This is a genomic window from Campylobacter sp. RM9334 (assembly GCF_020138145.1).
GTDB lineage: Bacteria > Campylobacterota > Campylobacteria > Campylobacterales > Campylobacteraceae > Campylobacter_E.
This window is the reverse complement of record NZ_JACGAX010000008.1, coordinates 1-24,102: the sequence shown is the minus strand read 5'-3', so window position 1 is coordinate 24,102 and position 24,102 is coordinate 1. Positions and strand designations below refer to the sequence as shown.

General features: G+C 27.6%; 25 protein-coding genes. 19 read left to right on the top strand and 6 right to left on the bottom strand.

The annotated features are described in order from the left end of the window. Positions 1-98: 98 nt before the first annotated feature. From ccsA to AVBRAN9334_RS04900, 4 genes are read left to right on the top strand one after another with little or no spacing between them, the layout of a single operon-like run. A complete protein-coding gene (gene ccsA / locus AVBRAN9334_RS04915) occupies positions 99-2,852 on the top strand; it encodes a cytochrome c biogenesis protein (RefSeq protein ID WP_336607165.1) in 2,754 nt (917 codons plus the stop codon). Continuing rightward, positions 2,849-3,265 (top strand): hypothetical protein, encoded by a 417-nt coding sequence (locus AVBRAN9334_RS04910; protein WP_336607164.1) that lies wholly within the window; start codon positions 2,849-2,851, stop codon positions 3,263-3,265. The genes ccsA and AVBRAN9334_RS04910 overlap by 4 nt, the downstream gene beginning before the upstream one ends. Positions 3,266-3,267: 2 nt before the next feature. Next, a complete protein-coding gene (gene surE, locus AVBRAN9334_RS04905) occupies positions 3,268-4,029 on the top strand; it encodes a 5'/3'-nucleotidase SurE (RefSeq protein ID WP_214117461.1) in 762 nt (253 codons plus the stop codon). Further along, positions 4,022-4,669, top strand: coding sequence for a tRNA threonylcarbamoyladenosine dehydratase (locus AVBRAN9334_RS04900; RefSeq protein ID WP_214117460.1), 648 nt, complete (start codon positions 4,022-4,024; stop codon positions 4,667-4,669). The genes surE and AVBRAN9334_RS04900 overlap by 8 nt, the downstream gene beginning before the upstream one ends. Before the next feature lie 22 nt (positions 4,670-4,691). Here the strand turns inward: AVBRAN9334_RS04900 and AVBRAN9334_RS04895 are convergent, their stop codons facing one another. Continuing rightward, positions 4,692-5,114, bottom strand: a complete 423-nt coding sequence (locus tag AVBRAN9334_RS04895) for a DUF1090 family protein (RefSeq protein ID WP_336607163.1) — start codon at positions 5,112-5,114, stop codon at positions 4,692-4,694. Positions 5,115-5,123: 9 nt separating this feature from the next. Continuing rightward, positions 5,124-6,104: a PLP-dependent cysteine synthase family protein gene (locus AVBRAN9334_RS04890; protein ID WP_214119760.1), complete on the bottom strand. Its 981-nt coding sequence runs from the start codon at positions 6,102-6,104 to the stop codon at positions 5,124-5,126. Positions 6,105-6,257: 153 nt separating this feature from the next. On the opposite strand from AVBRAN9334_RS04890, the gene AVBRAN9334_RS04885 reads away from it, so the two are divergent. The 4 genes from AVBRAN9334_RS04885 to AVBRAN9334_RS04870 are packed head-to-tail and all read left to right on the top strand — an operon-like array spanning position 6,258 to position 10,117. After that, entirely contained in the window at positions 6,258-6,509 is a 252-nt protein-coding gene (locus tag AVBRAN9334_RS04885; protein WP_336607162.1) for a hypothetical protein, read from the top strand. Positions 6,510-6,537: 28 nt separating this feature from the next. Further along, positions 6,538-7,644 (top strand): AAA family ATPase, encoded by a 1,107-nt coding sequence (locus AVBRAN9334_RS04880; protein WP_214149663.1) that lies wholly within the window; start codon positions 6,538-6,540, stop codon positions 7,642-7,644. Further along, positions 7,638-9,359 carry a selenocysteine-specific translation elongation factor gene (gene selB, locus AVBRAN9334_RS04875; RefSeq protein ID WP_214117455.1) on the top strand — a complete coding sequence of 574 codons (1,722 nt, stop codon included), beginning with the start codon at positions 7,638-7,640 and terminating at the stop codon, positions 9,357-9,359. Before AVBRAN9334_RS04880 ends, selB begins: the two co-directional genes overlap by 7 nt. 26 nt (positions 9,360-9,385) lie before the next feature. Then, positions 9,386-10,117 (top strand): thioredoxin fold domain-containing protein, encoded by a 732-nt coding sequence (locus tag AVBRAN9334_RS04870; RefSeq protein WP_214117454.1) that lies wholly within the window; start codon positions 9,386-9,388, stop codon positions 10,115-10,117. 37 nt (positions 10,118-10,154) lie between these two features. On the opposite strand, the gene AVBRAN9334_RS04865 is transcribed toward AVBRAN9334_RS04870, so the two are convergent. Genes AVBRAN9334_RS04865 through moaC form a run of 3 tightly spaced genes read right to left on the bottom strand, consistent with a single transcriptional unit; the run spans position 10,155 to position 11,862 of the window. Further along, positions 10,155-11,147 (bottom strand): hypothetical protein, encoded by a 993-nt coding sequence (locus tag AVBRAN9334_RS04865; protein ID WP_214119763.1) that lies wholly within the window; start codon positions 11,145-11,147, stop codon positions 10,155-10,157. A gap of 9 nt (positions 11,148-11,156) precedes the next feature. Then, on the bottom strand, positions 11,157-11,411 hold the full coding sequence (locus AVBRAN9334_RS04860) for an HP0495 family protein (protein WP_214117452.1): 255 nt from the start codon (positions 11,409-11,411) through the stop codon (positions 11,157-11,159). After that, the gene (moaC, locus tag AVBRAN9334_RS04855; RefSeq protein ID WP_214117451.1) at positions 11,389-11,862 is read right to left on the bottom strand and encodes a cyclic pyranopterin monophosphate synthase MoaC; all 474 of its coding nucleotides are present in this window, start codon (positions 11,860-11,862) and stop codon (positions 11,389-11,391) included. Before moaC ends, AVBRAN9334_RS04860 begins: the two co-directional genes overlap by 23 nt. Before the next feature lie 87 nt (positions 11,863-11,949). Here moaC and AVBRAN9334_RS04850 point away from each other — a divergent pair, with 87 nt between their 5' ends. The 11 genes from AVBRAN9334_RS04850 to AVBRAN9334_RS04800 are packed head-to-tail and all read left to right on the top strand — an operon-like array spanning position 11,950 to position 23,704. Next, positions 11,950-12,177 (top strand): hypothetical protein, encoded by a 228-nt coding sequence (locus AVBRAN9334_RS04850; protein ID WP_214117450.1) that lies wholly within the window; start codon positions 11,950-11,952, stop codon positions 12,175-12,177. Beyond that, the gene (locus AVBRAN9334_RS04845; RefSeq protein ID WP_214117449.1) at positions 12,177-13,343 is read left to right on the top strand and encodes a hypothetical protein; all 1,167 of its coding nucleotides are present in this window, start codon (positions 12,177-12,179) and stop codon (positions 13,341-13,343) included. The genes AVBRAN9334_RS04850 and AVBRAN9334_RS04845 overlap by 1 nt, the downstream gene beginning before the upstream one ends. 10 nt (positions 13,344-13,353) lie before the next feature. Next, complete coding sequence (locus tag AVBRAN9334_RS04840; protein WP_214117448.1) at positions 13,354-14,502, top strand: GGDEF domain-containing protein; 1,149 nt, start codon at positions 13,354-13,356, stop codon at positions 14,500-14,502. Next, positions 14,499-15,785: an MFS transporter gene (locus AVBRAN9334_RS04835; protein ID WP_336607161.1), complete on the top strand. Its 1,287-nt coding sequence runs from the start codon at positions 14,499-14,501 to the stop codon at positions 15,783-15,785. Before AVBRAN9334_RS04840 ends, AVBRAN9334_RS04835 begins: the two co-directional genes overlap by 4 nt. Positions 15,786-15,806: 21 nt before the next feature. Then, a complete protein-coding gene (locus tag AVBRAN9334_RS04830; protein ID WP_336607160.1) occupies positions 15,807-17,564 on the top strand; it encodes a Na+/H+ antiporter NhaC family protein in 1,758 nt (585 codons plus the stop codon). After that, positions 17,557-18,576, top strand: coding sequence for a tRNA (uridine(54)-C5)-methyltransferase TrmA (locus AVBRAN9334_RS04825; RefSeq protein WP_336607159.1), 1,020 nt, complete (start codon positions 17,557-17,559; stop codon positions 18,574-18,576). The genes AVBRAN9334_RS04830 and AVBRAN9334_RS04825 overlap by 8 nt, the downstream gene beginning before the upstream one ends. Continuing rightward, positions 18,563-19,762, top strand: a complete 1,200-nt coding sequence (gene ilvA, locus AVBRAN9334_RS04820) for a threonine ammonia-lyase (protein WP_214120479.1) — start codon at positions 18,563-18,565, stop codon at positions 19,760-19,762. Before AVBRAN9334_RS04825 ends, ilvA begins: the two co-directional genes overlap by 14 nt. Further along, entirely contained in the window at positions 19,759-21,756 is a 1,998-nt protein-coding gene (gene glyS, locus AVBRAN9334_RS04815; protein ID WP_336607158.1) for a glycine--tRNA ligase subunit beta, read from the top strand. The genes ilvA and glyS overlap by 4 nt, the downstream gene beginning before the upstream one ends. Beyond that, positions 21,740-22,480, top strand: a complete 741-nt coding sequence (locus tag AVBRAN9334_RS04810) for a DUF815 domain-containing protein (protein ID WP_214117442.1) — start codon at positions 21,740-21,742, stop codon at positions 22,478-22,480. Before glyS ends, AVBRAN9334_RS04810 begins: the two co-directional genes overlap by 17 nt. Next, entirely contained in the window at positions 22,473-23,132 is a 660-nt protein-coding gene (locus tag AVBRAN9334_RS04805; RefSeq protein ID WP_214149658.1) for a hypothetical protein, read from the top strand. Before AVBRAN9334_RS04810 ends, AVBRAN9334_RS04805 begins: the two co-directional genes overlap by 8 nt. Then, positions 23,129-23,704, top strand: coding sequence for an NUDIX domain-containing protein (locus AVBRAN9334_RS04800; protein ID WP_442862246.1), 576 nt, complete (start codon positions 23,129-23,131; stop codon positions 23,702-23,704). Before AVBRAN9334_RS04805 ends, AVBRAN9334_RS04800 begins: the two co-directional genes overlap by 4 nt. Positions 23,705-23,799: 95 nt before the next feature. On the opposite strand, the gene AVBRAN9334_RS04795 is transcribed toward AVBRAN9334_RS04800, so the two are convergent. Further along, a complete protein-coding gene (locus tag AVBRAN9334_RS04795) occupies positions 23,800-23,946 on the bottom strand; it encodes a hypothetical protein (protein WP_214149657.1) in 147 nt (48 codons plus the stop codon). Positions 23,947-24,102: the final 156 nt, after the last annotated feature.

Sequence of the window (24,102 nt, the reverse complement as noted above, 5' to 3'; positions counted from 1 at the left end):
TTATTTTTTAAGGCTTTTATTATAAAATATAGCTTTAAGTTTAGATAATAAATTTTATCAATTAAGAATGATTTTAAAAGAAAGTAGTTTTAATAATAATGTTTTTAAATAAATTTTTAAATTTAAAGATTTCTTTAGTTTATATGCTAATTTTTGCTATTTTTTGTGGGGTTGCTACATTTATTGAGAGTGCAAAAGGCACAAGTTATGCTATGAGTTTAGTTTATAATGCTTGGTATTTTCACTTGATTATGGTTTTATTGTTTTTAAGTGTGATTTATGCGATTTTTAAATACAAACTTTATAAAAATATTTCATTATTTTTAATTCATATTTCTTTTATTTTTATATTTATTGGTGCTGTTTTAACTCATTTTTTTGGTTTTGAAGGCATTATTCATTTAAGGGTTGATAATAAAGCAAATGAGATAAAAAGCACAAAAACTGAATTAGTCTTAAAACACAATGATAAAATCAGTAAAACTAGTAATTTAAATGAGATTATAAAACTTGATAATGCAAGTTTAAGGTTTGTTGATTTTAGCAATGAAGCAGGGATTACTAAGGTAAAAAGTGATGATTTAAACGACCCTAGTTATTTAAAATTAAGATTTAATTTTGATAATGGATATAGTGATGTTGAGATTAATTATAATGAATGCGTTAGTGTTGCTAATATTGATTTTTGCTTTAACAAAACAAGCACTAATTATGTTAATTTTTATATAAAAGATAATGAGTTTTATATAAACACTAATCAAGAAATGAAATTCTTAAATCAAATTCTAAGCAGTGATTTTAAATTAAAAGATGGTATATATTTGCTAGATGAGTTTTCTTTTTCGGCTTTAAATTATTTAGTTCATTCAAAAGACGCACTTAGTATGAGTGGGGGTAATTTACAAGCGATTAGAGTAGAATTTAAATCAGGAATTTCAAAAGAACAACTAATCCTTGCATTAAACGATAATATTAAGATAAATGATTATGATATTTCTTGGAAGCAAGAGAGCTTAAAGCTTGATTTTGATATTTATCTAAAACGATTTAATTTAATAACTTATGCAGGTAGCAAGAGTGCAAAAGATTATGAAAGTGAGTTATTAATCTTAGATAATAATCAAAAAATAGATGTAAAAATAGCTATGAATAAAGTGCTTGATTATAAAGGTATTAGGTATTTTCAGCATTCTTATGATGAAGATTTAAAAGGCACGATTTTAAGTGCTAATAAAGATTTAGGCAAAACTCCTACTTATATTGGCTATGCTTTATTATTTATTGGGTGTTTTTTAAATTTATTTAGTCTAAAAACTAGAAAATATTTTAAGGCTTTAAGTGTTGTTTTTATAATAATTCTTAGTCCAAATTTAAAAGCAAATGATTTTAACTCTCATATAAATGAATTAAATTCTTTAATTATTCAAGATCTAAATGATAGATGTTTGCCATTTTATACTTTTTCACTAGAGCTATGCAATAAAATTGGTTGTCCTAATAAAAACGCTGCAAGTGAAGAAATATTTAGATTAATTACCGATGTTACTTATGTAAATGAAGCTAGATTAATTAGGGTCAAAAATCCTAAATTAAGAGAATTTTTAAATTGTGAAAAACAAGCAAAATTTAGTGATTTTTACGATGGTTCAAGCTATAAATTAAAAGATGAAATTAAAAAAACCTATGCTAAAGGAGAAGCGAATTTTAATGATTATGATAAGGATTTGATTAGAGTTGATGAGAGTGTGAATATTTTATATTTAATTTTTACAGCAGAATTATTTAAGATAATTCCTGATGAAAACCACTTGCAAAGCCCATTTGCAAATAATATAAGCTTGGATAATCAAAAGCTAATTAATGAATATTTAAGCTCTTTAGTAATTGCTAAAAAAACTAATGATTATAGCAAGGCTAATGAGATTTTATCTAAGATTAAAAACTTGCAAAATCAGTTTGATTTTTTACCTAGCCAAGCACAGATTAAAACTCAAATATTTTTAAGCAAATATGATGCTTTTTATAGTTTGTGTTTTGCTTATTTAGTGCTTTTTATACTTTCTTTATTTGTGATAAATAAAAATACTAAAATTATTTTTTATCTTACTTTAATACTATTTTTAATCCATTTAATTCTCATTGGATTAAGGGGTTTTGTAGCAGGATTTACTCCGCTTACTAATACTTATGAGAGTTTAATTTATATTGCTTTAAGCTCCGTTTTTGCTGGACTTGTTTTTAGAAAAAATCTATTACTTAGCTTATGCTTATTATTTAGCGTTGCTACATTATTTACAGCACATCTTAATGATATTAATCCACAAATTACAAATCTAATGCCTGTTTTAAATTCTCCTTATCTTAGTATTCATGTAAGCTTAATTGCTGCTTCTTATGGATTTTTTGGCTTAAGTGCTTTAATTAGCTTTTCTTATTTATCGTGCGTAATATTTAAAAAACCTTACGATAAGGCAAATATTCAAATATATTTAGCAAATCATTTAGGCTTATTATTATTAATTTGCGGGAATTTTTTGGGTGGAATTTGGGCTAATGAGTCTTGGGGAAGATACTGGGGCTGGGATAGCAAAGAGACTTGGTCTTTAATAAGTATATTAATATATGCAATTTTGGTGCATTTAAAATTAAAATCAAAACTATTATACGCGCTTCTTAGTATGTGGGGATTTGGCGTTATTTTGATGACTTATTTTGGAGTGAATTATTATTTAGTAGGTAAGCATTCTTACGCAGGAGAAAAGAGCAATTTTGAAAGTCCATTATGGCTAATAATTAGCGTAATTATCCTAACAATCTTTAGTTTGGTTGCTATTAGAAGGAATTTAAAATGAGAGTTGTGTTAATATTTTTAGCTTTATTTTTCATAGCTTGTGATGATGAAAAAATTGATGAAAATTATTTAAACACTCCACTTAAATGCTCTATTAATAAAGATATATGCGAAAAAGATTTCGAAGGTAGAAAAATTAGTTTTGAAATTATTAATCGTCCGATAAGATTTATGGAAGAAACTAAATTAATAATTAAAGGCTTACCTAAATACGATAATCTAAATCTTAAATTATATGGGCTTAATATGGATATGGGTGTTATAAATGCCGAGCTTATTAGACTTGATAACGGAGATTATGAAAGTGAGTTTGTGGTAAGCACTTGTTTATTAAGCACTATGAGATATAGATTAGAATTATTTAATAATGATAAAAAAATAAAATTATTTATAGATTTTGATATGAAAAGGTAAAAATGAGAATATTATTAACCAATGATGATGGATATGATGCACCAGGTCTTCTAGCGCTTAGAAAAAGACTTAAAAAGATTAAAGATTTAGAGGTTTTTGTAGTTGCTCCTTGGAGCAATAAGAGTGCTTGTGCGCATTCGCTTACACTAAATCATCCACTAAGTTTTGTAAAAATTAAGAAAAATTATTATGCCTTAAAAGATGGCACACCAAGTGATTGCGTAAATCTTGCATTTTGCACTATTTTTAAGGATAAATTACCTGATTTGGTAGTAAGTGGGATTAATAATGGAGCAAACTTAGCTGAAGATATAACCTATTCAGGCACGGCGGCTGCTTGTATGGAGAGTGTGCTTTGTGGAGTGAATGCGATTGCTTTTTCTCAACTTTATGAAAAAGATATAGATTTTAAGCGTTCAAGTAAACTTGCTGTTAAATTAATCTTAAAATTACTTAAGCTTAATCCACTTAAAAAAAGAAGATTTTTAAATGTAAATTATCCAAGTTGTGAGAGTGATTATAAAGGTTATAAAGTTTGTAAGATGGGTAAAATGAGATATGAATTCTCAAGTAAAATATGTAAAAACCCTAGAGGATTAGAGTATTATTGGCTAGATAGCTTGTATGATTTAAGCAAGGTAAAAGCAAAAGATGATGATATTGATTATGTAAGACAAGGTTATGCAAGTATTACTCCAATTAAGCTAAATCTAACGGCTAAAAAAGAATTAAAAAAAGTAAAGAAATGGTTAGAAAATGAGTGAGAGATTTGCAAGAGCTAGATTATTATTTCAAGATAATTATGATAAATTGAGTTCAAAAAAAGTGCTAATTTGTGGGCTTGGCGGAGTTGGTGGTATGTGCTTTAGCTCACTTGCTAGAGTTGGTATTAATGTAAGTGGAATTGATAAGGATTATTTTGAAGCTAGTAATCAAAATAGACAATTACATTCTGAAAATATTGGACTTAGTAAGGCTAGCGTTTTTGCTGAATTTTATAAGGCAAATTGCTATGAGTTATTAATCACTAAAGAAAGCTTTTTAGAGTTTTTAAAAGATAAAGAATTTGATTTAATAATTGATTGTATTGATGATGTTAAAGCTAAATGCGATATAGCTGAAATTGCTTATGAAAAAGGTATTAGTTTTATTAGCAGTGGTGGAGCTGCAAAAAGAATTGACCCTTTAAAATTAAAGGTTGCAAATTGGGATAAGACTAAAATGTGTGCTTTAGCAAAAGCCGTTAGACTTGAGCTTAAAAAACGCAGATTTAAAGGTAAATTTAAAATGGCTTATAGCGAAGAAGAGCCAATGTGTGTTGGGCTAGGGTCTTTTATGGGAATGACTGCTTCTATGGGGCTTTTATTATCATCTTTAGCGATTAAACAATTATTGAAGAATTAAAGCCTAAAAAATTAGGCTTTTTTTAATATTTATAAGAGTTTTTTAAAGCTTGTTTTTGTCTTTTATATTCGTCTTTTATACGATTTTTTTCAGCTTTTAATTCTGCTTTTCTTCTTTTGTATTCGTCTTTACTCATACTATTTTTCATATCATTTAATTCATCAAGCTTGTCTTCAATCCTATCAATCTTACGCTCAGCTTCATCTTCTAATCTTTCAATAGTGTCTTTAATCTCATTTTTTCTAGTGTAATAATCATTATTATAAACACTACTGCCACCACAATGTGCTCTTACATTTGCTAAAGCGTTTTCTAAACCTCTAACTCTATTAAAATTGCCATATTGTTTTGCATAGCTTAATTCACGCTCTAATTTGTTGATTTTATAAGAGCAATCTGCCATTGCAATACTTGAAATTATGCTTAGTAAAATTAATTTTTTCATATCTTCTCCTTATAATACTTTAAATCCGATTAATTCAATTTTATTGCTTAAAAATCTTTCTTCATCTTGCATATTTAACATTAAATCAGTGCTTAGATATTTTTTATTATCATCAGCAAACACGCTAACGCTTACGCAATCTCCAAAAAGCTCCTTAGCCTTAATACAACCTAAGAAATTAGCCCCACTAGAAATTCCAACTCCAAGTCCGATTTTAGCTAGCTTTTGTGCCATTATAACGCTATCTATATCATTTACTATGATGATATCATCTAATTCATTTAGCTTTACAATATCAGGCACAAAACCATCTCCTATGCCTTGAATTCTATGTTCTGAATTTTCTCCAGGATTACTCATACTAGCGCAGCCTTCAGGCTCTAATGGGCATATTTTTACTCCAAGTGGTCTTAATACCTTGCCAATCCCCATTATAGTCCCACCTGTTCCAACTCCTGCTACAAAGCAATCTGGCTTTAGATTGTGTTTTTTTAGAGTGTTTAGAATTTCATTTGCAGTTTTTTCATGGGCTTTTACATTGCTTTCGTTTTCAAATTGATGAGGTAAAAATACATTGCCATTTTTTGCACTCTCATCGGCAAGTCTTACGCTACCACTAAAGCCACCTTCACAAGCACTAACTTCTCTTAATTTTGCTCCGTAACTTCTAATTATTTTCTTACGCTCTTCACTCATCCAGCAAGGCATAAAAATCTCAACACTAGCACCTATAAAAGCACCTAAAGCAGAAAAAGCTATACCTGTATTTCCACTAGTTGCTTCGGCTATGCTCATACCAGCTTTAAATTCATTATTTTTAACAGCATTTTGCATAATTTCTAATGCCATTCTATCTTTAATAGAGCCACTTGGATTAAAATATTCTAGTTTAAAATAGCTTTTTGATTTTTTATTTTTATATAAATATTCAACTTCAACTAAAGGCGTGTTACCAACTAATTTTGCATATTCTTTTAGTTTATTTTGCATATACTTTCCTTAATTAAAAAAACGCTTATTTTAGTAAATTAAAGTTAAAAATGAATTTAAAAATAATTTCAATAAAGATTATGAAAAATAATATCACTTTATTAATCAAAAATAATTATAATTTGTAAAATTATTATCAATAAAGGTTGGAAAATGTTTTCGTTTATTAAAAGAATTGCAAAATCAATTTTTGCACTTTTTAAAAAACCTAGAAAAGCTACAAAAACTCAAGTAATTGTAAGCAAGGCAAGTGAATTAGTGAATAAATTTATGCCTAAAAAAGAAGTAGAAGTTAAAGAAGTAAAACCTGATATTTTAAAAGAAATATCATTGTTTATTTTAAAAGAATTTGGATTTGGAAAATATATTAATTTTGCTTTAAGCTTTGCTAAGTTTTTAAAATAAATCATTACAATGCCCTTAAAGGATAGTAATGGTAGGGCAGGATAAAGTAAGAGAAATTTTTGATGAGTTTATAAAAGCAAAAGAAATTCCGCATAGTGTTTTCTATGGTCCAAGCGGGGTAGGTAAGACCACTTTTGCAAGATTTATAGCAAAAGAATTAAAAACTAATTTTTATGAGTTTGATGGTGCTAGCTTTAGCGTTGAAGAACTTAGAAAAGTTATTAAAAAAGATAGCCTTTTTAAGCCTGTTGTATTTATTGATGAAATTCATCGCTTAAATAAAGGCGTTCAAGATGTGTTATTAAAACCTTTAGAAGAAAATAATTTTTATTTTTTAGCTGCAAGCACTCATAATCCTTTGTATTCACTAAATAAGGCTTTATGCTCTAGGTTATTGTTTTTTGAGTTTATGCCATTAAGTTATGATGAATTAAAAGAGATTTTAGAACAAGCTCAACCTAATTTAAGCACAGAAATAAAAGATTATTTAATCAAATCAAGCTCAAACGATGCAAGAGCAATGCTAAATCTTTTAAGATACGCAAATGTTTTTAAAAATATTAGCCTAGAAAAGCTAAAAGCACTAAGACCAAATTATATTAGTAATAAAGAAGATGAGTTTTTACTAACTTCAGCCCTTATTAAAAGCTTAAGAGCAAGTGAAGTAAATGCAGCAATTTTATATCTTGCTAGAATGATAAATGCAGGTATTGATATTTTATACATTGCTAGAAGGCTTTGTATATTTGCAAGTGAAGATGTAGGCAATGCAAATCCAAATGCTTTAGTAATAGCTAATTCGTGTTTGCAAATATGTAAGGACATTGGCTTACCTGAAGCAAGAATTACGCTTTCTCAATGCGTAGTTTTTCTAGCTAATTCTAAAAAATCAAATTCATCTTATAAAGCAATCAATAAAGCCTTAGAATTTGTAAATAGCAATGAAGCCTTACAAATACCGACATATTTAGACAATAATCATCCTGATAAAGAAAAATACTATATTTATCCACACGATGAGCCAAACAAAACTCAAGAAATGGCTATTAATTGCCCTAAATTTTACGAAGATTACGGCATAGGATATGAAAAAAATTTCGCACTATGGAGAAAGGAAGGACTTTATAAATGTTAATAATTTCAACCGCAGGTCATATTGACCACGGCAAAACTTCATTAATTAAAGCTTTAAATGACTTTGATGGAGATAATACACCTGAAGAGCAAAAGCGTGGGATTACTATTGATTTGAGCTTTTCACACTTAGAGCATATCTCATTTGTTGATGTGCCAGGTCATGAAAGCTTGGTTAAGACAATGATAGGTGGTATTCAAAGTGAATACGCAATGCTTGTTGTAGATATTAACGAAGGGCTAAAAGCACAGACCTTAGAGCATATTTTTATCTTAAAAATTATGGGTGTAAAAAATATAATTTTAGTTTTAAATAAAATTGATTTATGCCAAGATATTGATGCTAAAAAGCAAGAGATTTTAAAGCAACTTGATTTTACGCCTATTAGAGTATTTTTAGTAAGTGCTAAAAACAAATTAGGCATAGATGAGCTTAAAAAATATTTATTGAGTTTAAAAGTTCCAAATTATGAAGATTTTGCTTTAAAAATCAATGTTGATAGAGTATTTAATGTAAAAGGCATTGGTCTTGTAGCAACGGGTATTTTAAAAAGTGGCAAATTAGAATGCAAAACTTATTTAAGCGATGAATTAGAAAATATTCAAATAAAATCAATTGAAGTTCAGCATAAAAATGTAGAAAGTGTAGTAGCACCTGCTAGGGTTGCTTTTGTATTTAAAGGGAATTTAAAAGTAGGAAATATCATTTATTCTAAGGGTTATTTAAGAAGTGCAAATGAGATTTATACTACTTTAGAAGGTAAATTAAAGCATGATGAAAATGTATTGTTTTGTGCTGCCAATAAGCAAATTGAAGCGAAATTTTTACAATACGATAGATTTGCAAAATTTGTATTAAAAAAACCAATTGCTCTAAGTTTTAATGAGCCTTTTATAATCTTAAAAAATGCTCGTGCTGTTGCTGGTGGAGTGGTGTTAAATCCACTTACAGAGCCACTTAAAAAATCAAAAATGATTGAATTATTAAATGCTTTAGAGCAAAAAGATTTTAAAAGTGCTTTTGCTTTATTAAATCAAAATCATAGTTCAGGTTTTGGGCTTTTTTGTGCGCCGCAAAGATTTAATCTAAGCACGCAAAAAGCCTTAGAATACGCTCAAGAAGTAGGTGAGATAGTAGATTTAAATGGTGCTTGTGTATATGCAAAAAAAGCCCTAGAAGATACAAAAAACAATATAAAAGAGCTTTTTACTAAAAACCCTTATTCATTACAAAGTGCAAAAAGCTTAGAAAAATCATTAGGAATTGATGAGTTTTTGTGTGATTTGGCTTTAAAAGATTTAGATTTTTTAGAATTTAATAATGGTCTTTTTTATAAAAAAGGCGAAAAATTAGAAAAATTATTAGAAAATAATGAAGAAAAAATATATGATGAATTAAATTGCCTAACCCCAAAAGCTCCTTATAATATCTATGATGAGCTTAATTTAGATAGAAAAAGTGGTGATGATATTATGAAGAAATTATGTTCTCAAAATAAGGTAAAAAGACTAGCTCATAATTATTTTATTAGCACACAAGCACTTGAAGAATTTGTAAAAAACATAAGCCCTATTTTAAAAATAGGTGTAGGAGTGCAAGAACTTAAAAATGAATATGACTTAAGTAGAAAATATGCCATTGCTTTACTTGAGTATTTAGACACTTTAAAGGGTGTAAAAAATATTGACAATAAACGCTATTTAATGCAAAATTAAACTTTTATTTTTTTAAGGAGATTAGTATGAAAAAAATAATATTAGCAATGTCGGTTGTAAGCGCTTTAAGTGCTAGTAAAATTAGTGATAAAGTTATAGAATTTGTAAAAACAATTACACCAGAAAATATTCAAGTAGAATTAGTAAAAGTTGATAAAGTTCCTGATTCAAAATTTGAAATGGTAGAGTTTAATTTATTAAAAGATGGAGTTGTAGTTGGCTCTGATGTTTTCTTTAGTGATGGAGTTTATGGAACACCAACTATGCTTAATATGAAAGAAAGTATAGATTTAAAAGCTAGTTTTATGGCTAAAAAAGAAAAAGAAAAACAAGAGAAATTAAGCTTATTATTAACAGATTTTGTTAAAGAAAATCCTGATATGATTATTAATCTAGGAAAGCAAAATAGCAATACTGCAATGGTAGTATTTAGCGACCCTGATTGTCCTTATTGTAGAGAACATTTAAAAAATATAGAAGAAGATTTGAAAAAAACTAATATTAAATTTGTTTTAACTCCACTTCCAATGCACGAGAATGCTTTAGATAAATCGCTTAATATTTTTGATGAAATCAAAACAGCTAAAACTGATGAAGAAAAAATCGCAATATTAAGAAAATATTATCAAGATGGTGTTGAATACAAAAAAATTGACCAAGATAGAAAAAATGAATATGCTAAAAAGGTTGATGAAAAAGTATTTAATATGGGTGTAAATTATACTCCAGCAATTTTTAGTAATATAAAAGTTAAATAATTTTTAGAATTTGAAACGAGAGTTTCAAATTCTTTTTTTAGTTCTTCTTAAATTTTGTGAAAATATTTGAAGCTAATTTTTTTACATCAAATTCATTATAAGCTTTTTCTAAAGTATTTAATTCTTTTTTGATTTTTTCGTTTAGCTCGCTATTTTGAAATTTGATTAATTTTATATTTAGTAGTTGCTTGTTTTCTCTTACTAATCTTGCAAATTTAGCAAAATTATTATCAAGTTTATTGTTTAAAATATTTTCAAGAGCCTTACCAGAAGCATCGTTATTTAGATTTGTCTTAATCATAGCTATAAAATCACGCTCAAGACTTAGAAGAGATAATTTCATATTATCAAGTTCATTATCACTTAAGCTAACTTCCAAATCCTTTTTAAGCCTTTCTAAGATAGCAAATATACCTTCTAAAAGTCCATTTAATACTCCAGTCAAAAGCTCTTCAGCATAGCTTTGCCATTCATTTGCTAGTTCAAGTGCTGCTTTTAAGATAAGTTCAGCTGCATTAATTATTTTATCCTTATTAAACTTAGCATATTCAAGTGCGTTAATTAGCATAAAATTACTTATTAAAAAGCATCTTTCTTCTATCATCGCATTTGTTTCAAGAACATTTATAAAAGCATTTTGAGAAGTTTCGTAAAGAATTTGTAATGAGTTTGCTTCATTTAACATAAGTTCTTCAAGGTATTCTTTTTGAATATCATTTTGAACTACCTTACTTAGCTCATTAAAACTTGATTTTGTAATATTATAAAGCTCTAATTCTTTTGACTTTATCTCTTTTCTAATCATCTCAAGCTCATTTGTAAGAGTATAAATCTCTTGCTCTTTTATAGACATTTTTGCTCTTAAAAGGGCTTTTAAAACTATATTTTTATTCTCATTTGTAAGCGCTTCTAAATTCTCTAGCTCTTCACAATACTTGGTATATAATCTAGCGATTAATCCATCATCGTTTGAATTAATAAATTCTTTTTTTGCTTTTTCTTGTATTTCATTAAATAATATATTCTTCATAGTTTTTCCTTATAAAACAAATTTAGAATGTTTTTTAAGAGTAGAAAATAATTCTAATCTATAAGCTTCATTTGGCACTTCTAGGCTTAGGTTATAGCTTTTATAATTACTTGTAGATTTTGAACTTTCAATTTTTGCATTTTTAATATCTAGCTTTTTTACTAATTCATTTATATCATCATCTTTATCAAGTATTACTTTATAGCTCCAGTTGCAAGGATATTCTATCTTTAAATCAGCTTTAATTTCTTCTAAATTGACCACTTTTGCCTCCGTCTTTTTCTAATAATTTTATATCATCAATAACCATTGTTTTATCAATTGCTTTAACCATATCATAAATCGTTAATAAGCCTACACTAACAGCATTTAATGCTTCCATTTCTACACCTGTTTTTCCTTCGGTGATTACCACTGCATTTAGTCTAAAAGCAAATTCATTCTCAATTGGCTCAATATCTACTTCAACTTTACTAATTGGTAGTGGATGGCACATTGGAATTAAATTTGATGTTTGCTTAGCTCCCATAACAGCTGCAACAATAGCTGTATTTATTACCGCTCCTTTTTTAGCATTTCCGTTTAAAACTGCTTTAAAAGCCTCTTCGTTCATTGTGATTTTGCCACTTGCTAAAGCTCTTCTTTTAGTAATTTGTTTATCACTAACATCAACCATAGTAGGATTATTTTGCTCGTTTATGTGTGTAAGTTGCATTTTTTTCCTTTATTTTTGCTTAGATTTTAACAAATAATATAAATAAAATGGTATATTAGCATTTTTAATTTTATTAAGGAAAATTATATGGCTTACGATGATGATGAGTTTTTAGATTATGAAGATGACGAGTTAGATGGCTTTAGTGAATATGATGACTTTGATGATGAATTAGACGAATTTGACGATGAGTTAGATGAGTTTGATGACGAATTTGAGCAAGATTTTGATGATGAATTAAGCAGTCTTGATGAATATAACATATATGATGAAGATATGTATGATGACGATGATTATAGTTATGACGAGGCATAATGCGAGAATACGATAGTCAAAGAGTAGAATTTATACAAGAGCTTTATGATACCTATGAAGATATAAGAAATCATAATATTACCTTAAAAAGAATTTATGTAATTTTAATATTAACCATAATTATTACATTTGGTTTTTTAGGTATTACTATGCTTTTTGCTAAAGAATTTTTTATATCAAGTTTATATATTGTTTGTGCTTGTTTATTTTATGCCTTACTTTTAAATAGAAAGAAAAAATCAGTAGCAAGGTATCTTGACTGGTTTAGCTTTATGGGTGGTGGGGCATGTATAATCATTGCTATTTGTTGTAATATATATTTATATTCTATGGCAGGCGGGGCTCATTTATATATTATTTTGCTAGCCACTTTGATTTATATAATGTTTATAAATGATTCTAAAAAAAGATTATTGATAGCAAATATTACTTATTTAGTGCTATTAACTATATTTATATCTTTATTTTTAATTGATTATTATTTTTGGCATCCTTATTATAAGGAGAGTTTTTTTTCTAATTTATTATTTATAATTTCTGTTTTTGTAGTTTTTTCTAGCATAGTATTTAGCAACCATGTAGTAGGTCTAAAATCAATAGAAGATATAGAAAAATTATCTGTAAATAAAAGTCATATAAAAATAACTAAAAAAATACATACTAAATTCAATCTAATTGATAAAAAAGATTTCACACAATTGCTTTTACAAAGACAACAAAATCAATACAATAATCTTAATGTTTGTATATTTGAGATAGCTTTTGTTCAAAAAGACCAAGATTCATATTTTAAGATAGATTACTACTACCAAAATAAAGTAATGAATGAATTCTTAAGTCTTTTAAGAGTTTATTATCCTAATGATGAAATTATAATTAAATGGGATTTAAATACTTTTGTATTAATTTTAGAAGAAGAAAGCTCTAAGTTTTATTTCTTACTTGAATCAATAAGCAAAGATTTTGATAAGATGATTAGAAAGAAAAAAGATAATTTTGATATTTATTTAAAAATTGTTGCAAAATACCACAAGCATATAGATACTCAAAAAAGACCTAAAGTTTTATTAGAAAAAATAAATGAAACCGTAAAATTAAAATATGAAACAAAAACAATGGGTCGTGAGTATATATTGTATAAAAGTGGATATGACGATATAAATTAAAAGGTTTAAAGTGGTTAAATATGAAGTTTTGATATTAGTAAATAGTCTATTTTTATTTTTTGCTAGATTTTTTACTGGTTTGATTTTTTATTACAATGGTTTTATAATTACTTCTTATGAAATTTTTGCAACATCTTTATATTATTTAGCTTTTTTATTCTTATTGTTTGTTGGTAGAAAACTTTATAAGAGTTTTGGAGAAAAAAATTATTTTTATAATAGATATAGAAAGATTTTAAATGGTAAAAAATCTTTTAAATCATCATTGTTTAAAAAAATTATAAGAGTAAATTTTATAAGCGTTAGGCATTATGCTTGGTATTTATTTCAATTAGAATCAATTTTTACAGCTACTTATTTTTCTTTAAGTATTGGTTGGGGATATGGATTTGATTTATATTTAATTATGCTTACATCTTATTATTATCTTAATTTAAGAAAATATTCTGCTTTAATTTTTATATTTCCTTTTGTTTATTTCTTGTTATATTTATTTTTATTTTTCTATTGCGACAAGGCGTATCAAGAGCCAGGACAAGTATTTATATATATTATCAATATAATTTGCGTAGTTAGTGCTATATTTTTTACCCAAATTATTATGGAATTAGGTCAGGTTATTAGATTTGTTAATGATGAAAACAGAAAGAGCCATTTAAAAAGACTTACTAGTTTTGACACCTTAACTGAAACTTATCATAAATATTCTTTCTTAGAAATTATGAATGCAAAACTTGAACATAATGCTGATGAAGATGTAATTACTCAAGCTAGTGTAATAGTAATAGAGATTAATAACTTAAGAAAAATTAACGAAGAATACACAACAGAATTAGGCAACGAAGTCTTAAAAGAATTTGCATATATATTAAGAAAAAATAGTGAAAACTATGAAAAATACATATCTCGTTGGAGTGGAAATGAGTTTTTAGTTTTTATTATTAATGAAGATGAGGTTGTAGTTAAGAGTTATATAGATGAAGTTAGGCAAGAAGCTATGAAAAATCGTTTTGGAGTAAAAGGTGCTAAAGTTCAAGTAATTGTAGGTTTATCTCATACTTCATCATTTGATTATCAAATAAATAAATTTATTAGCGAAGCTTATGAAGAATTGGCTATTAATAGAGATAAATTAAATTACGAAAAAGGAGATATATGACAAAAAAATTAAACAAAGAAGAAGTAAAAACTCTAGCCTTAAGCTCACTTGGTGGAACTCTTGAGTTTTATGACTTTATTATATTTGTATTTTTTTCATCTTATTTTGCACATCATTTTTTCCCAAATACGCTTAGCCCGTTTTGGCAAGAGCTAAATACTTATGGAGCATTTGCAGCAGCTTATCTAGCTCGTCCTTTAGGCGGCGTTGTGATGGCACATTTTGGAGATAAATTTGGTAGAAAAAATATGTTTATGCTAAGTATTTTGCTTATGGTAATTCCTACTTTTGCACTTGCTATTATTCCAACTTATGAGACAATTGGATATGCAGCCCCTATTGCACTTTTATTTGTTCGTATTTTTCAAGGTATGGCAATAGGTGGAGAGCTACCTGGTGCTTGGGTATTTGTAAGAGAACATAGTGAAGATAACAAAAAAGGTCTATTTATAGGCTTATTAACTTCAAGCGTTGTTGGTGGAATTTTACTTGGTTGTTTGGTTGCACTTATTATGCAGCTTAATTTTACGACTGAAGAGCTAAAGGATTGGGGTTGGAGAATTCCATTTGCTTTAGGTGGTATTTTTGGAATAATCTCTTTATATCTTAGACGATATTTAAATGAAACTCCTGTATTTAAAAAGATGAAAGAAAGCGATTCTTTAGTAAAACTTCCTATAAAAGATGTTATAGAAAATCATAGATTTGGGATATTTATTTCTATTTTAGTTACTTGGGTTTTAACTGCTTGTGTGGTTGTATTTTTATTAATTGCTCCAAATTTCGTAAAAGCTGTTATGAAATTAGACCCTGTTGATAATACCCTTCTTCAAATGTATGGAATACTTGCTATGATGATTGGTTGTGTTTTAACAGGATTTTTAAGTGATAAATTTGGAATTAGTAGGATTTATAAGATTTTTGCCATTCTTTGGGGTGTTTTTGGTGCGTTGTATTTTTATGAGTTGTATATAGGCAAGGATATTAATTTACTTGTGAGTTTTTATTTATTAGCAACTCTTAGTGCAGGACTTATGAACTTTACGCCTTTAATTATGGTTGAGATTTTCCCTGCAAAAATTCGTTATAGTGGAATTAGCTTTAGCTACAACCTAGCTTACGCAATAGCAGGATTTATAACTCCTATATTATTGCCGTTTTTAAACAAAGTTGCAATTGGTGAAAATCCACCATTTTTATATCAAATCGGTGGTGGAGCTTATATAGTTTTAGTAGCATTTGTTGCCTTTATTACGGCTTGTTTAGTATCAAAAAGAATGTAGAATTTAAAATAGGAATTTAAAATGAGATTTTTGTTTTTAATGTTTTTTAGTATATTTGCAAACGCAGCTGATACAAGCGTTAGCAATATGCAATTATATGGCGTTTTAACACTTTTACCGCCTTTAATGGCTATTATTTTAGCTTTTATTACTCGTGAAGTAATTTTATCTTTATTTATAGGTGTTTTTACGGGGACTTTTCTTCTAGCTTTTGCTAATTTTTACACAGCAAATATTGTAAATGATACTTATACATTTACTTATAATAATCCATCTTTTATGGATTGGGTAAATTTATTTTTAGCGTCATTTTCAAATATAGTAAAACATTTGCTAGATGCTATGATAGATAGCGATGATGCAGGAGTAATCTTGCAAGTATTTTGTATAGGTGGTGTGGTTGCATTAATTACTAAAATGGGTGGAATAAACGCAGTTGCACTTGCGCTTACTCGCTTTGTAAAAGGTCCTGTTTCAGCTCAAGTTAGCACTTGGCTTATAGGGCTTTGTATTTTCTTTGATGATTATGCAAATAGTTTAACCGTTGGTCCTATTATGAGACCAATTGCTGATAAGTTTAAAATCTCTCGTGAAAAATTAAGCTTCATACTTGATAGCACCGCTGCACCTGTTGCAGGAATTGCAATAATTTCTACTTGGATAGGTATTGAAGTTGGACTTATTAAAACTGCTTATTCTTTAGTAGGAATTAGCGATGTAAATGCTTTTGGAGTATTTATGCAAACAATTCCTTATAGATTTTATAATATCTTTATGCTAATTTTCGTTGTTTTAACAGCTATTCAGCAAAGAGAATTTGGCTCAATGTATATAGCTGAAAAAAATGCTCGTGCAGGAATAGTAAGTGAAGCTGCACTTGATGTTGGAGCTGAACTTGAGCGTGAATTAAAACCAAATGATGGAGTAGAGCATAAAATTAGTGATGCTTTAATTCCTATTTTAACTCTTATTATTACAGCTTTAGCAAGTTTTTATTTTAGTGGTTTAAATGCAATTATAGATGACCCTGATAAAGCAGACATTTTAAGCAAGATTGAAGAAAATTATTTAAGTTTTTATGCGATAAGAACTACTTTAGGTGAAGCAAACTCAAGCTTAGCATTATTTCAAGCTGCATTATTTGCTAGTGTTGTTGCAGTTATTTTAGGTCTAGTTCGCAAAAAAATTAATCACAAAGAAGCAGTAGAGACTTGGCTACATGGCTGGAAGAGTATGATATTTACAATTGCAATGCTACTTTTTGCTTGGAGCTTAGCTGCAATTGTAAAAGAATTAGGCACTCATAAATACATAGTTCAATTACTATCAGGCTCAACTCCGCATGTATTACTTCCTAGTTTAATTTTCTTAATCGGCTCGGCTATGAGTTTTGCAATAGGCACAAGTTATGGAACTATGGGTATTTTAATGCCTTTAGCAATCCCACTTGCACATGCAGTTGGTCTTGAAGCTGGTATGAGTGGAAATGAACTTCATGAATATATGGTTATAAATATTTCTTGTGTTTTAACAGGTGCTATTTTTGGAAACCATTGTTCTCCGATAGCTGATACCGTAATTTTAAGTGCAATGAGTGCAAAATGCGAATTAAGTGCGCATGTTAAAACTCAAATGCCTTATGCACTTTTAGTATGTGCTATTAGCGTAGTTTTTGGATATATTCCTGTAAGTCTTGGCTTAAATGTGTATTTAACAATTATTTTAGGTGTTGTTATGATGAGCTTAGCACTTCGCTTAATAGGAAAAAAAGTTGAATAAATTTGACTTAGTTTGCAAGGAATTTCAAATTCCTTGCGAGAAGATTTATAAAGATGGCTTAAGAACTAGGGTTAATTTTGCTTTATATAAAAATAATGGCGAAATATCTTATGCTATGTTTAAAGATAAGGTAAAAATAACTGATTTTGATACTTCTTTTATATGTGATGAGATAAGAGAATTTATGCCTAAATTACTTAAGGCTTTAGATGAAGTTTTAAAAGATAAATTATTTGAAATTAGATTTTTTAAGAGCTTTTATACTTTAAATGTTTTGCTTTTATATCATAAAGACATAAAAGAATTTAAAATAGAAAATTATTACGAAAAATTAAGCAAATTAACCAATTTAAAGCTTAATTTAATAATGCAATCAAGAAAACAAAGAATATCATATCCAAGCGATATTTTAGAGCATTTTAGCAATGGTATTAAGTATGAGTTTAATGATGAGTGTTTTATCCAACCTAGCTTAAGTATGAATGAAAATATGCTTGAGTTTGCAAAATCTTGTCTTAAAGATAAAAAATGCGATGATTTATTAGAGCTTTATTGTGGATATGGTAATTTTACCTTAGCACTTGCACCATTTTTTAAAAAAGTTTTTGCAACAGAACTTAGTAAAAAAAATGTGGCATTTTTAAATAAAAATTGCAAATTAAATAATGTAAATAATATTTTTACAGCAAGGCTAAAAGATAGTGAAGTAAAAGACGCTTTTAATAAGGTAAGAGCTTTTAATAGGCTAAAAGATTTAAATTTAGATGATTTTTGTTTTTCACATATTTTAATAGACCCTCCAAGATGCGGTTTAGGCGAATGTGTTAATTTAGTAAAAAACTATGATAATATAATTTATATTTCGTGCAATCCATTAACGGCTAAAATAGATTTAGAAAAATTATGCAAAACTCACGAGTTAAAAAGATTTGTTTTGTTTGACCAGTTTATAAATTCAGAGCATTTAGAGTGTGGATTTTACCTAGAAAGGAAGAAAGATGATAGAGCTTAGCAAAATATATGCGGCTAAAGAAAAAGTATATGATGTGGCAATTAAAACGCCTTTTAATTATTCAAGATTTTTATCAAATGATAAATATAATATATATTTAAAATGTGAAAATCTTCAAACAATTGGAGCTTATAAGATAAGGGGCGCTTATAATAAGATTGCAAGTTTAAATGAAGAGCAAAAAAAACTAGGAGTAGTTGCAGCAAGTGCAGGAAATCACGCTCAAGGAGTAGCTTTTTCTGCTTCAAAGTTTGGTATAACAGCTCATATCGTAATGCCAGAATCAACACCAGTAAATAAAGTAAGCAGCACAGCTAATTTAGGTGCTAATGTAATACTTAAAGGCGATAATTTTGATGAAGCTTATGCTTACGCAAAAGAGTTAGAAAAGACTAAAAATCTAACCTTTATTCACCCATTTGCTGACCCGTTTGTAATGGCAGGACAAGGGACTATATTTTTAGAACTAATTGAAGAATTAAACAATATTTCTTATATCATCGTTCCAGTAGGCGGTGGCGGTTTAATTAGTGGTATTGTTAGTGCAGCAAAACAAATTAATCCAAATATTAAAGTAATAGGAGTGCAAAGCAAGGGCGCTAGTGCTATGCTAAATAGCTTTAATGAAGGTAAAATCATAAACTCAAACAAGGTAAAAACAATAGCTGATGGTATAGCTGTAAGAGATGTTAATGAAGATAGCTTTAATATAATTAAAAATAATGTAGATGATATGGTTATGGTTAGCGATGAAGAAATAGCTAATGCGGTTTTATTTTTATTAGAGCAACATAAACAAGTAGTTGAAGGTGCAGGAGCAGCAAGTGTAGCTGCTGTAATGCACGGCAAAATTCCTAATCTAAGCGGCAATGTAGTTTGTATTTTAAGTGGTGGAAATATAGATATTACAATGCTAAATAATATTATTGAAAAAGGTCTTATTAAAAGTTATAGAAAAATGCAAATATGCGTAACTTTAATTGATAAAGCAGGGGCATTACTTGATTTAACTAAAGCTTTAAAAGACGCACAAGCAAACATAATAAAAGTTGATTATGATAGATTAGGCACTGATTTTGGTGATGCAAATATTACAATCACACTTGAGACTAAAGGCAAAGCTCATCAAGAAGAAGTTGGAAAAATTCTTAAAGAGCAAGGTTTTACATTTAAGGAGATAAAATGAGAAAGTTTTTAATAGAAATAACTACAGAAGAATTACCTGCAATTCCTTTTTTAAAAGAAGAACCAAATATAAAAGATAAATTAGAAGTGGTTTTAAAAGCAAATAATATTGAATTTAGTAATTTAGAGTTTTTATACACTCCTAGAAGATTTGTTTTTACATTTAAAGCAAACGAAAGAGCAAACGATAGCGTTATAGAGTTAATCGGAGCTCCTAAAGAAGTAGCCTATAAAGATGGGAAATTAAGTAAAGCTGGTGAGAGTTTTTTAGCAAAAGCAGATATTAGTGAAAACGAACTTAACTTTAAAGAAATTAAAGGAAAAGTTTGTTTATATGTAGAAAAAATAGAAAAAGGTAAATTATTTAGCGAATTAATAAATGATATTTTAGAAAGCTTTATTACAAGTCTTAATTTTGGTAAAAGTATGCGTTGGGGTGCAAATACTTTTAGTTTTATTCGCCCAATTACTGGACTATGCGTTATGATGGATGATGAATTAATTAATGCAAGTTTGTTTAATATAAACTCAAGTAAAAGTACTTTCGTTCATAGAAATATTAGTATGGATAAAATATCTTTTAATACCCAAGATGAGTATTTTAAGACTTTAAAAGAAGGCAAAGTTATCTTAAATCCTAAAGATAGATTAGAAATCATTTTAAGTGAGATAAGAAATATTGAAAAATTATGGAATTTAAAAGCTGAAATTGATGAAGAATTATTAGCAGAAGTTGTAGCAATTACTGAATATCCATCAGCGCTTTTAGGTAGTTTTGATAAAGAATTTTTACAAGTTGCACCTGAAGTAATAATTACTTCAATGAAAGAAAATCAACGCTATTTTGCAGTATATAAGGATAATTCTTTAAGCAATAATTTTATAACAATTACAAATTCATTCAATCCTGATTTAGAAACTATAAAAAAAGGTAATGAAAAGGTGTTAAGAGCAAGGCTTAGCGATGCGTTGTTTTTCTGGGAAAATGACTTAAAACTTGGCTTACAACCTGAATTATTAAACAATACAATTTATATGCAAGAATTAGGCACAATAGCACAAAAAGAGCAAAGAGAAGAAGAAATTGCCTTAAGATTAGCAAAATTATTTGCTTATGAAAATACAAAAAATATAAAAGATGCAATCACACTTAGCAAGGCTGATTTAAGGACACAAATGGTAGGCGAATTCCCTGAATTACAAGGAATTGTAGGCTCATATTATGCTGCTAATATGGGGTATTCTAGTGAAGTTTGCACTGCTATTAAAGAGCAATATTTATATGATGTTATCCCAAGCACAAAATTAAGTAAAATTGTAATCTTAGCAACTAGACTTGATACTTTAATGGCTTTATTTAGTATAAACAAGCTTCCAAGTGGTAATAAAGACCCTTACGCATTAAGAAGAGCAGCTTTAAGTATTATTAAAATTCTAATTGATTTAGGCGTTAAATTTAATTTATTAGATTTATTAAACGAGTTTAAAGGTCTTTATAAAGATTATGATAAAGTTAAATTGCTTAATTTTATTACAGATAGATTTAATGCTTTATATAGCGTAAATTCATCTTTTATAAAAGCAGTTTTAAATGTGAATAATAATGATTTAGTAGTAATTGATGAGAATATAAAAGCACTTATAAATCTAGCAAAAGATAAAGATTATGAGAGCAAAATCTCAACATTTAAAAGACTTGCAAATATCATAAAAGATAGTAAAGATTTATATTGTGATGAAAGCAAATTAAGTAATGAATATGAGATTAAATTATATAAAGCTTATAAAGATATTAGTTTTAGTGATGATGTGAGTGATAATTTAGGTAAGATTTTTGCACTTAAACCTATCATTGATGAGTTTTTTGATAATGTTATGATAAATGTTGATGATTTAGAGATTAAAAATAATCGCTTAGCATTAGTTTATAGCATTTATAAGCACATTGCTTGTGTGGCTGATTTAAAAGAAGTTAGTTTTGATAGCATTGTTTAAAGAATTTAAAGCTGCTAGTTATAGAGCAAGAACTAGTAGCTTTAAGCCTATTAAAAACCTTGATTTGGTTGATTTTAAAGACCTTTTGTTTTTGGATAAAGAATTTAATATCTTAAAAAATAATATGAATAATTTTTTACAAAACAAAGCCTATCAGCATTGTTTATTAGCCGGTGCAAAAGGTTGTGGCAAATCTAGTTTAATCAAGGCTATTTTTAATGAATTTATTAAAAGTGATTTAAGAATAGTTGAGGTTTTTAAAGAAGATTTATCGCATTTAAGATATATTATTGATGATTTAAGCGAATTAGAATACAAATTCGTAATATTTTTAGATGATATAAGCTTTAGTATAAATGATGATAGTTTTAAGGCATTAAAGCCGATTTTAGATGGTGGATGCGAGAAATTAAGTGATAATATAATGTTTATTTTAAGCTCAAATTATAAAAATCTTTTAAAATCAAGTAATACAAATTATCAAGACGCTGATTTTAAAGATGAAAGCGATGATAGATTTGCTTTAAAAGAAAGATTTGGAATATGGCTTAATTTTTATTCAATGAGCCAAGAGCAGTATTTAAGCATTGTAAAATCATTATTTAAAGATGAATTTAGTGATGAGATAAAGGCTAAGGCTTTAGAATTTGCAAATTTAAAAGGCACAAAAAATGGTCGTATCGCTAAACAATTTTATGAACTAAAAAAGGATTTGAATGATTAATGGAGCTAGTATTTTTAAAGCGTTATTAAAACATAATTTACAAGGTTCTTATGAATGGCAAAATTATGATGATTTTTCAAAATTTTTAGCTCTTTTAATAGGTCAAAATACCAAGTGGCAAAACACTCAAAAAGCATTAAAAAATGTTGAAATTCCTATTTCAAATTCTATAAACAAACTTGCTTTAATTGATGTAAAAGAACTAGCCGAGTTAATAAAAGCAAGTGGATTTTATAATACAAAAGCAAAAAAAATTAGCGATTTAGCAAAGGCAATTGTGAATGATTTTAGCAGTTTTGATGACTTTATTAATAATGCTAGTTTTGATTGGATTATGGATATTAAAGGCATTGGTTTTGATACGGCTTTAATGCTTAGTAATTTTCTTTTAAAAAAGCCTATTTTTGTGGTTAATTCAAATGCTAAAAGATTTTTAGAACTATTAGGCTATGAGTTTAATAATTACGAAGAAGCTATAGATATTATAGCTAGTGGGCTTGATGATGAGTATTTTTATAAAGCATTAAATACTCAAGATTTGTCATATATTTATATGATTTTTGCTGCAAGTATTGATAATCTAATGCAAAATCATTATAAAAATAAACAATTTGATGAAATAGGGCTTAAGGTTTTAAAGGAGCTTGAATGAAAATTGATATAAGTGATTTTAAAATAGTTGAGTTTAAAAAATCAGATTTTATAAAACCTTTAAGAGCTAGTTTTGTTATAAACGAGCATAAGGTAGATTGGGATTTTATAAAGTCTTTTGATTCTGTTAGTATTATGTTATATCACGAGAGCAAGGATAGTTTTATATTTGTAAAACAATTTAGAGCACCTTTATATTATTACGAAAATTGTAAAGATTATGAGAGTGGATTTTCGGTTGAATTATGTAGTGGGATAATTGATAAAAACAAAAGCTTAGAAGAAATCGCCTTAGATGAATGTATAGAAGAATTAGGATTTAAGCCTAAAAAATTAGTTTATATTAATAAATTTTATACAGGATTTGGTAGTGGGGTAAATACTCAACATTTATTTTTTGCTAGGGTTAGTGATGATGATATTGTAGGAGTTGGTGGTGGCGTTGATAATGGAGAATTCATTAAAAGCGTATATGTAAAAATCAATGAATATGATGAGTTTTTTGCAAAAAATAAAAGAAGTGCTTTGATTGATTATGCTAATTTGTGGTTTAGGCATATTTATAAAAAATAAGTAGATTTAAATTCTTTTAATTTTTAATAATTTTGTATTTTATAAATGCAGTAAAACTTATATATGAATTACGAATAAATTCGTAATTCTTTTGATTAATCATTGATATGTGGGCTGCAATATAATTTGCCATACCAAGTAATCGTGCAGTGATTTACTGGTTTTTTATATTCGTGTCCTGCAGCATATACAACTGAGCTTAAAGCTAACAATAAAATAACAGATGAAAATAATTTCTTCATAATCTCTCCTTTTTTTAAAATTTAGTAAATTATTACTAAAAACTCTTAAAGAAAAAGAAAATTAACCGATATAAGTTTAGTTAAAGGAGAGTTAAATATGGATTTAAATATTTGTGATATGGGTGGGTTTTTAAATTCTAGCCTACATAAAATAAA

Coding starts and splice junctions, on each gene's coding strand:
- ccsA (WP_336607165.1), top strand. CDS start 99: ATGTTTTTAAATAAATTTTTAAATTTAAAGATTTCTTTAGTTTATATG.
- AVBRAN9334_RS04910 (WP_336607164.1), top strand. CDS start 2,849: ATGAGAGTTGTGTTAATATTTTTAGCTTTATTTTTCATAGCTTGTGAT.
- surE (WP_214117461.1), top strand. CDS start 3,268: ATGAGAATATTATTAACCAATGATGATGGATATGATGCACCAGGTCTT.
- AVBRAN9334_RS04900 (WP_214117460.1), top strand. CDS start 4,022: ATGAGTGAGAGATTTGCAAGAGCTAGATTATTATTTCAAGATAATTAT.
- AVBRAN9334_RS04895 (WP_336607163.1), bottom strand. CDS start 5,114: ATGAAAAAATTAATTTTACTAAGCATAATTTCAAGTATTGCAATGGCA.
- AVBRAN9334_RS04890 (WP_214119760.1), bottom strand. CDS start 6,104: ATGCAAAATAAACTAAAAGAATATGCAAAATTAGTTGGTAACACGCCT.
- AVBRAN9334_RS04885 (WP_336607162.1), top strand. CDS start 6,258: ATGTTTTCGTTTATTAAAAGAATTGCAAAATCAATTTTTGCACTTTTT.
- AVBRAN9334_RS04880 (WP_214149663.1), top strand. CDS start 6,538: ATGGTAGGGCAGGATAAAGTAAGAGAAATTTTTGATGAGTTTATAAAA.
- selB (WP_214117455.1), top strand. CDS start 7,638: ATGTTAATAATTTCAACCGCAGGTCATATTGACCACGGCAAAACTTCA.
- AVBRAN9334_RS04870 (WP_214117454.1), top strand. CDS start 9,386: ATGAAAAAAATAATATTAGCAATGTCGGTTGTAAGCGCTTTAAGTGCT.
- AVBRAN9334_RS04865 (WP_214119763.1), bottom strand. CDS start 11,147: ATGAAGAATATATTATTTAATGAAATACAAGAAAAAGCAAAAAAAGAA.
- moaC (WP_214117451.1), bottom strand. CDS start 11,862: ATGCAACTTACACACATAAACGAGCAAAATAATCCTACTATGGTTGAT.
- AVBRAN9334_RS04850 (WP_214117450.1), top strand. CDS start 11,950: ATGGCTTACGATGATGATGAGTTTTTAGATTATGAAGATGACGAGTTA.
- AVBRAN9334_RS04845 (WP_214117449.1), top strand. CDS start 12,177: ATGCGAGAATACGATAGTCAAAGAGTAGAATTTATACAAGAGCTTTAT.
- AVBRAN9334_RS04835 (WP_336607161.1), top strand. CDS start 14,499: ATGACAAAAAAATTAAACAAAGAAGAAGTAAAAACTCTAGCCTTAAGC.
- AVBRAN9334_RS04830 (WP_336607160.1), top strand. CDS start 15,807: ATGAGATTTTTGTTTTTAATGTTTTTTAGTATATTTGCAAACGCAGCT.
- ilvA (WP_214120479.1), top strand. CDS start 18,563: ATGATAGAGCTTAGCAAAATATATGCGGCTAAAGAAAAAGTATATGAT.
- glyS (WP_336607158.1), top strand. CDS start 19,759: ATGAGAAAGTTTTTAATAGAAATAACTACAGAAGAATTACCTGCAATT.
- AVBRAN9334_RS04805 (WP_214149658.1), top strand. CDS start 22,473: ATGATTAATGGAGCTAGTATTTTTAAAGCGTTATTAAAACATAATTTA.
- AVBRAN9334_RS04800 (WP_442862246.1), top strand. CDS start 23,129: ATGAAAATTGATATAAGTGATTTTAAAATAGTTGAGTTTAAAAAATCA.
- AVBRAN9334_RS04795 (WP_214149657.1), bottom strand. CDS start 23,946: ATGAAGAAATTATTTTCATCTGTTATTTTATTGTTAGCTTTAAGCTCA.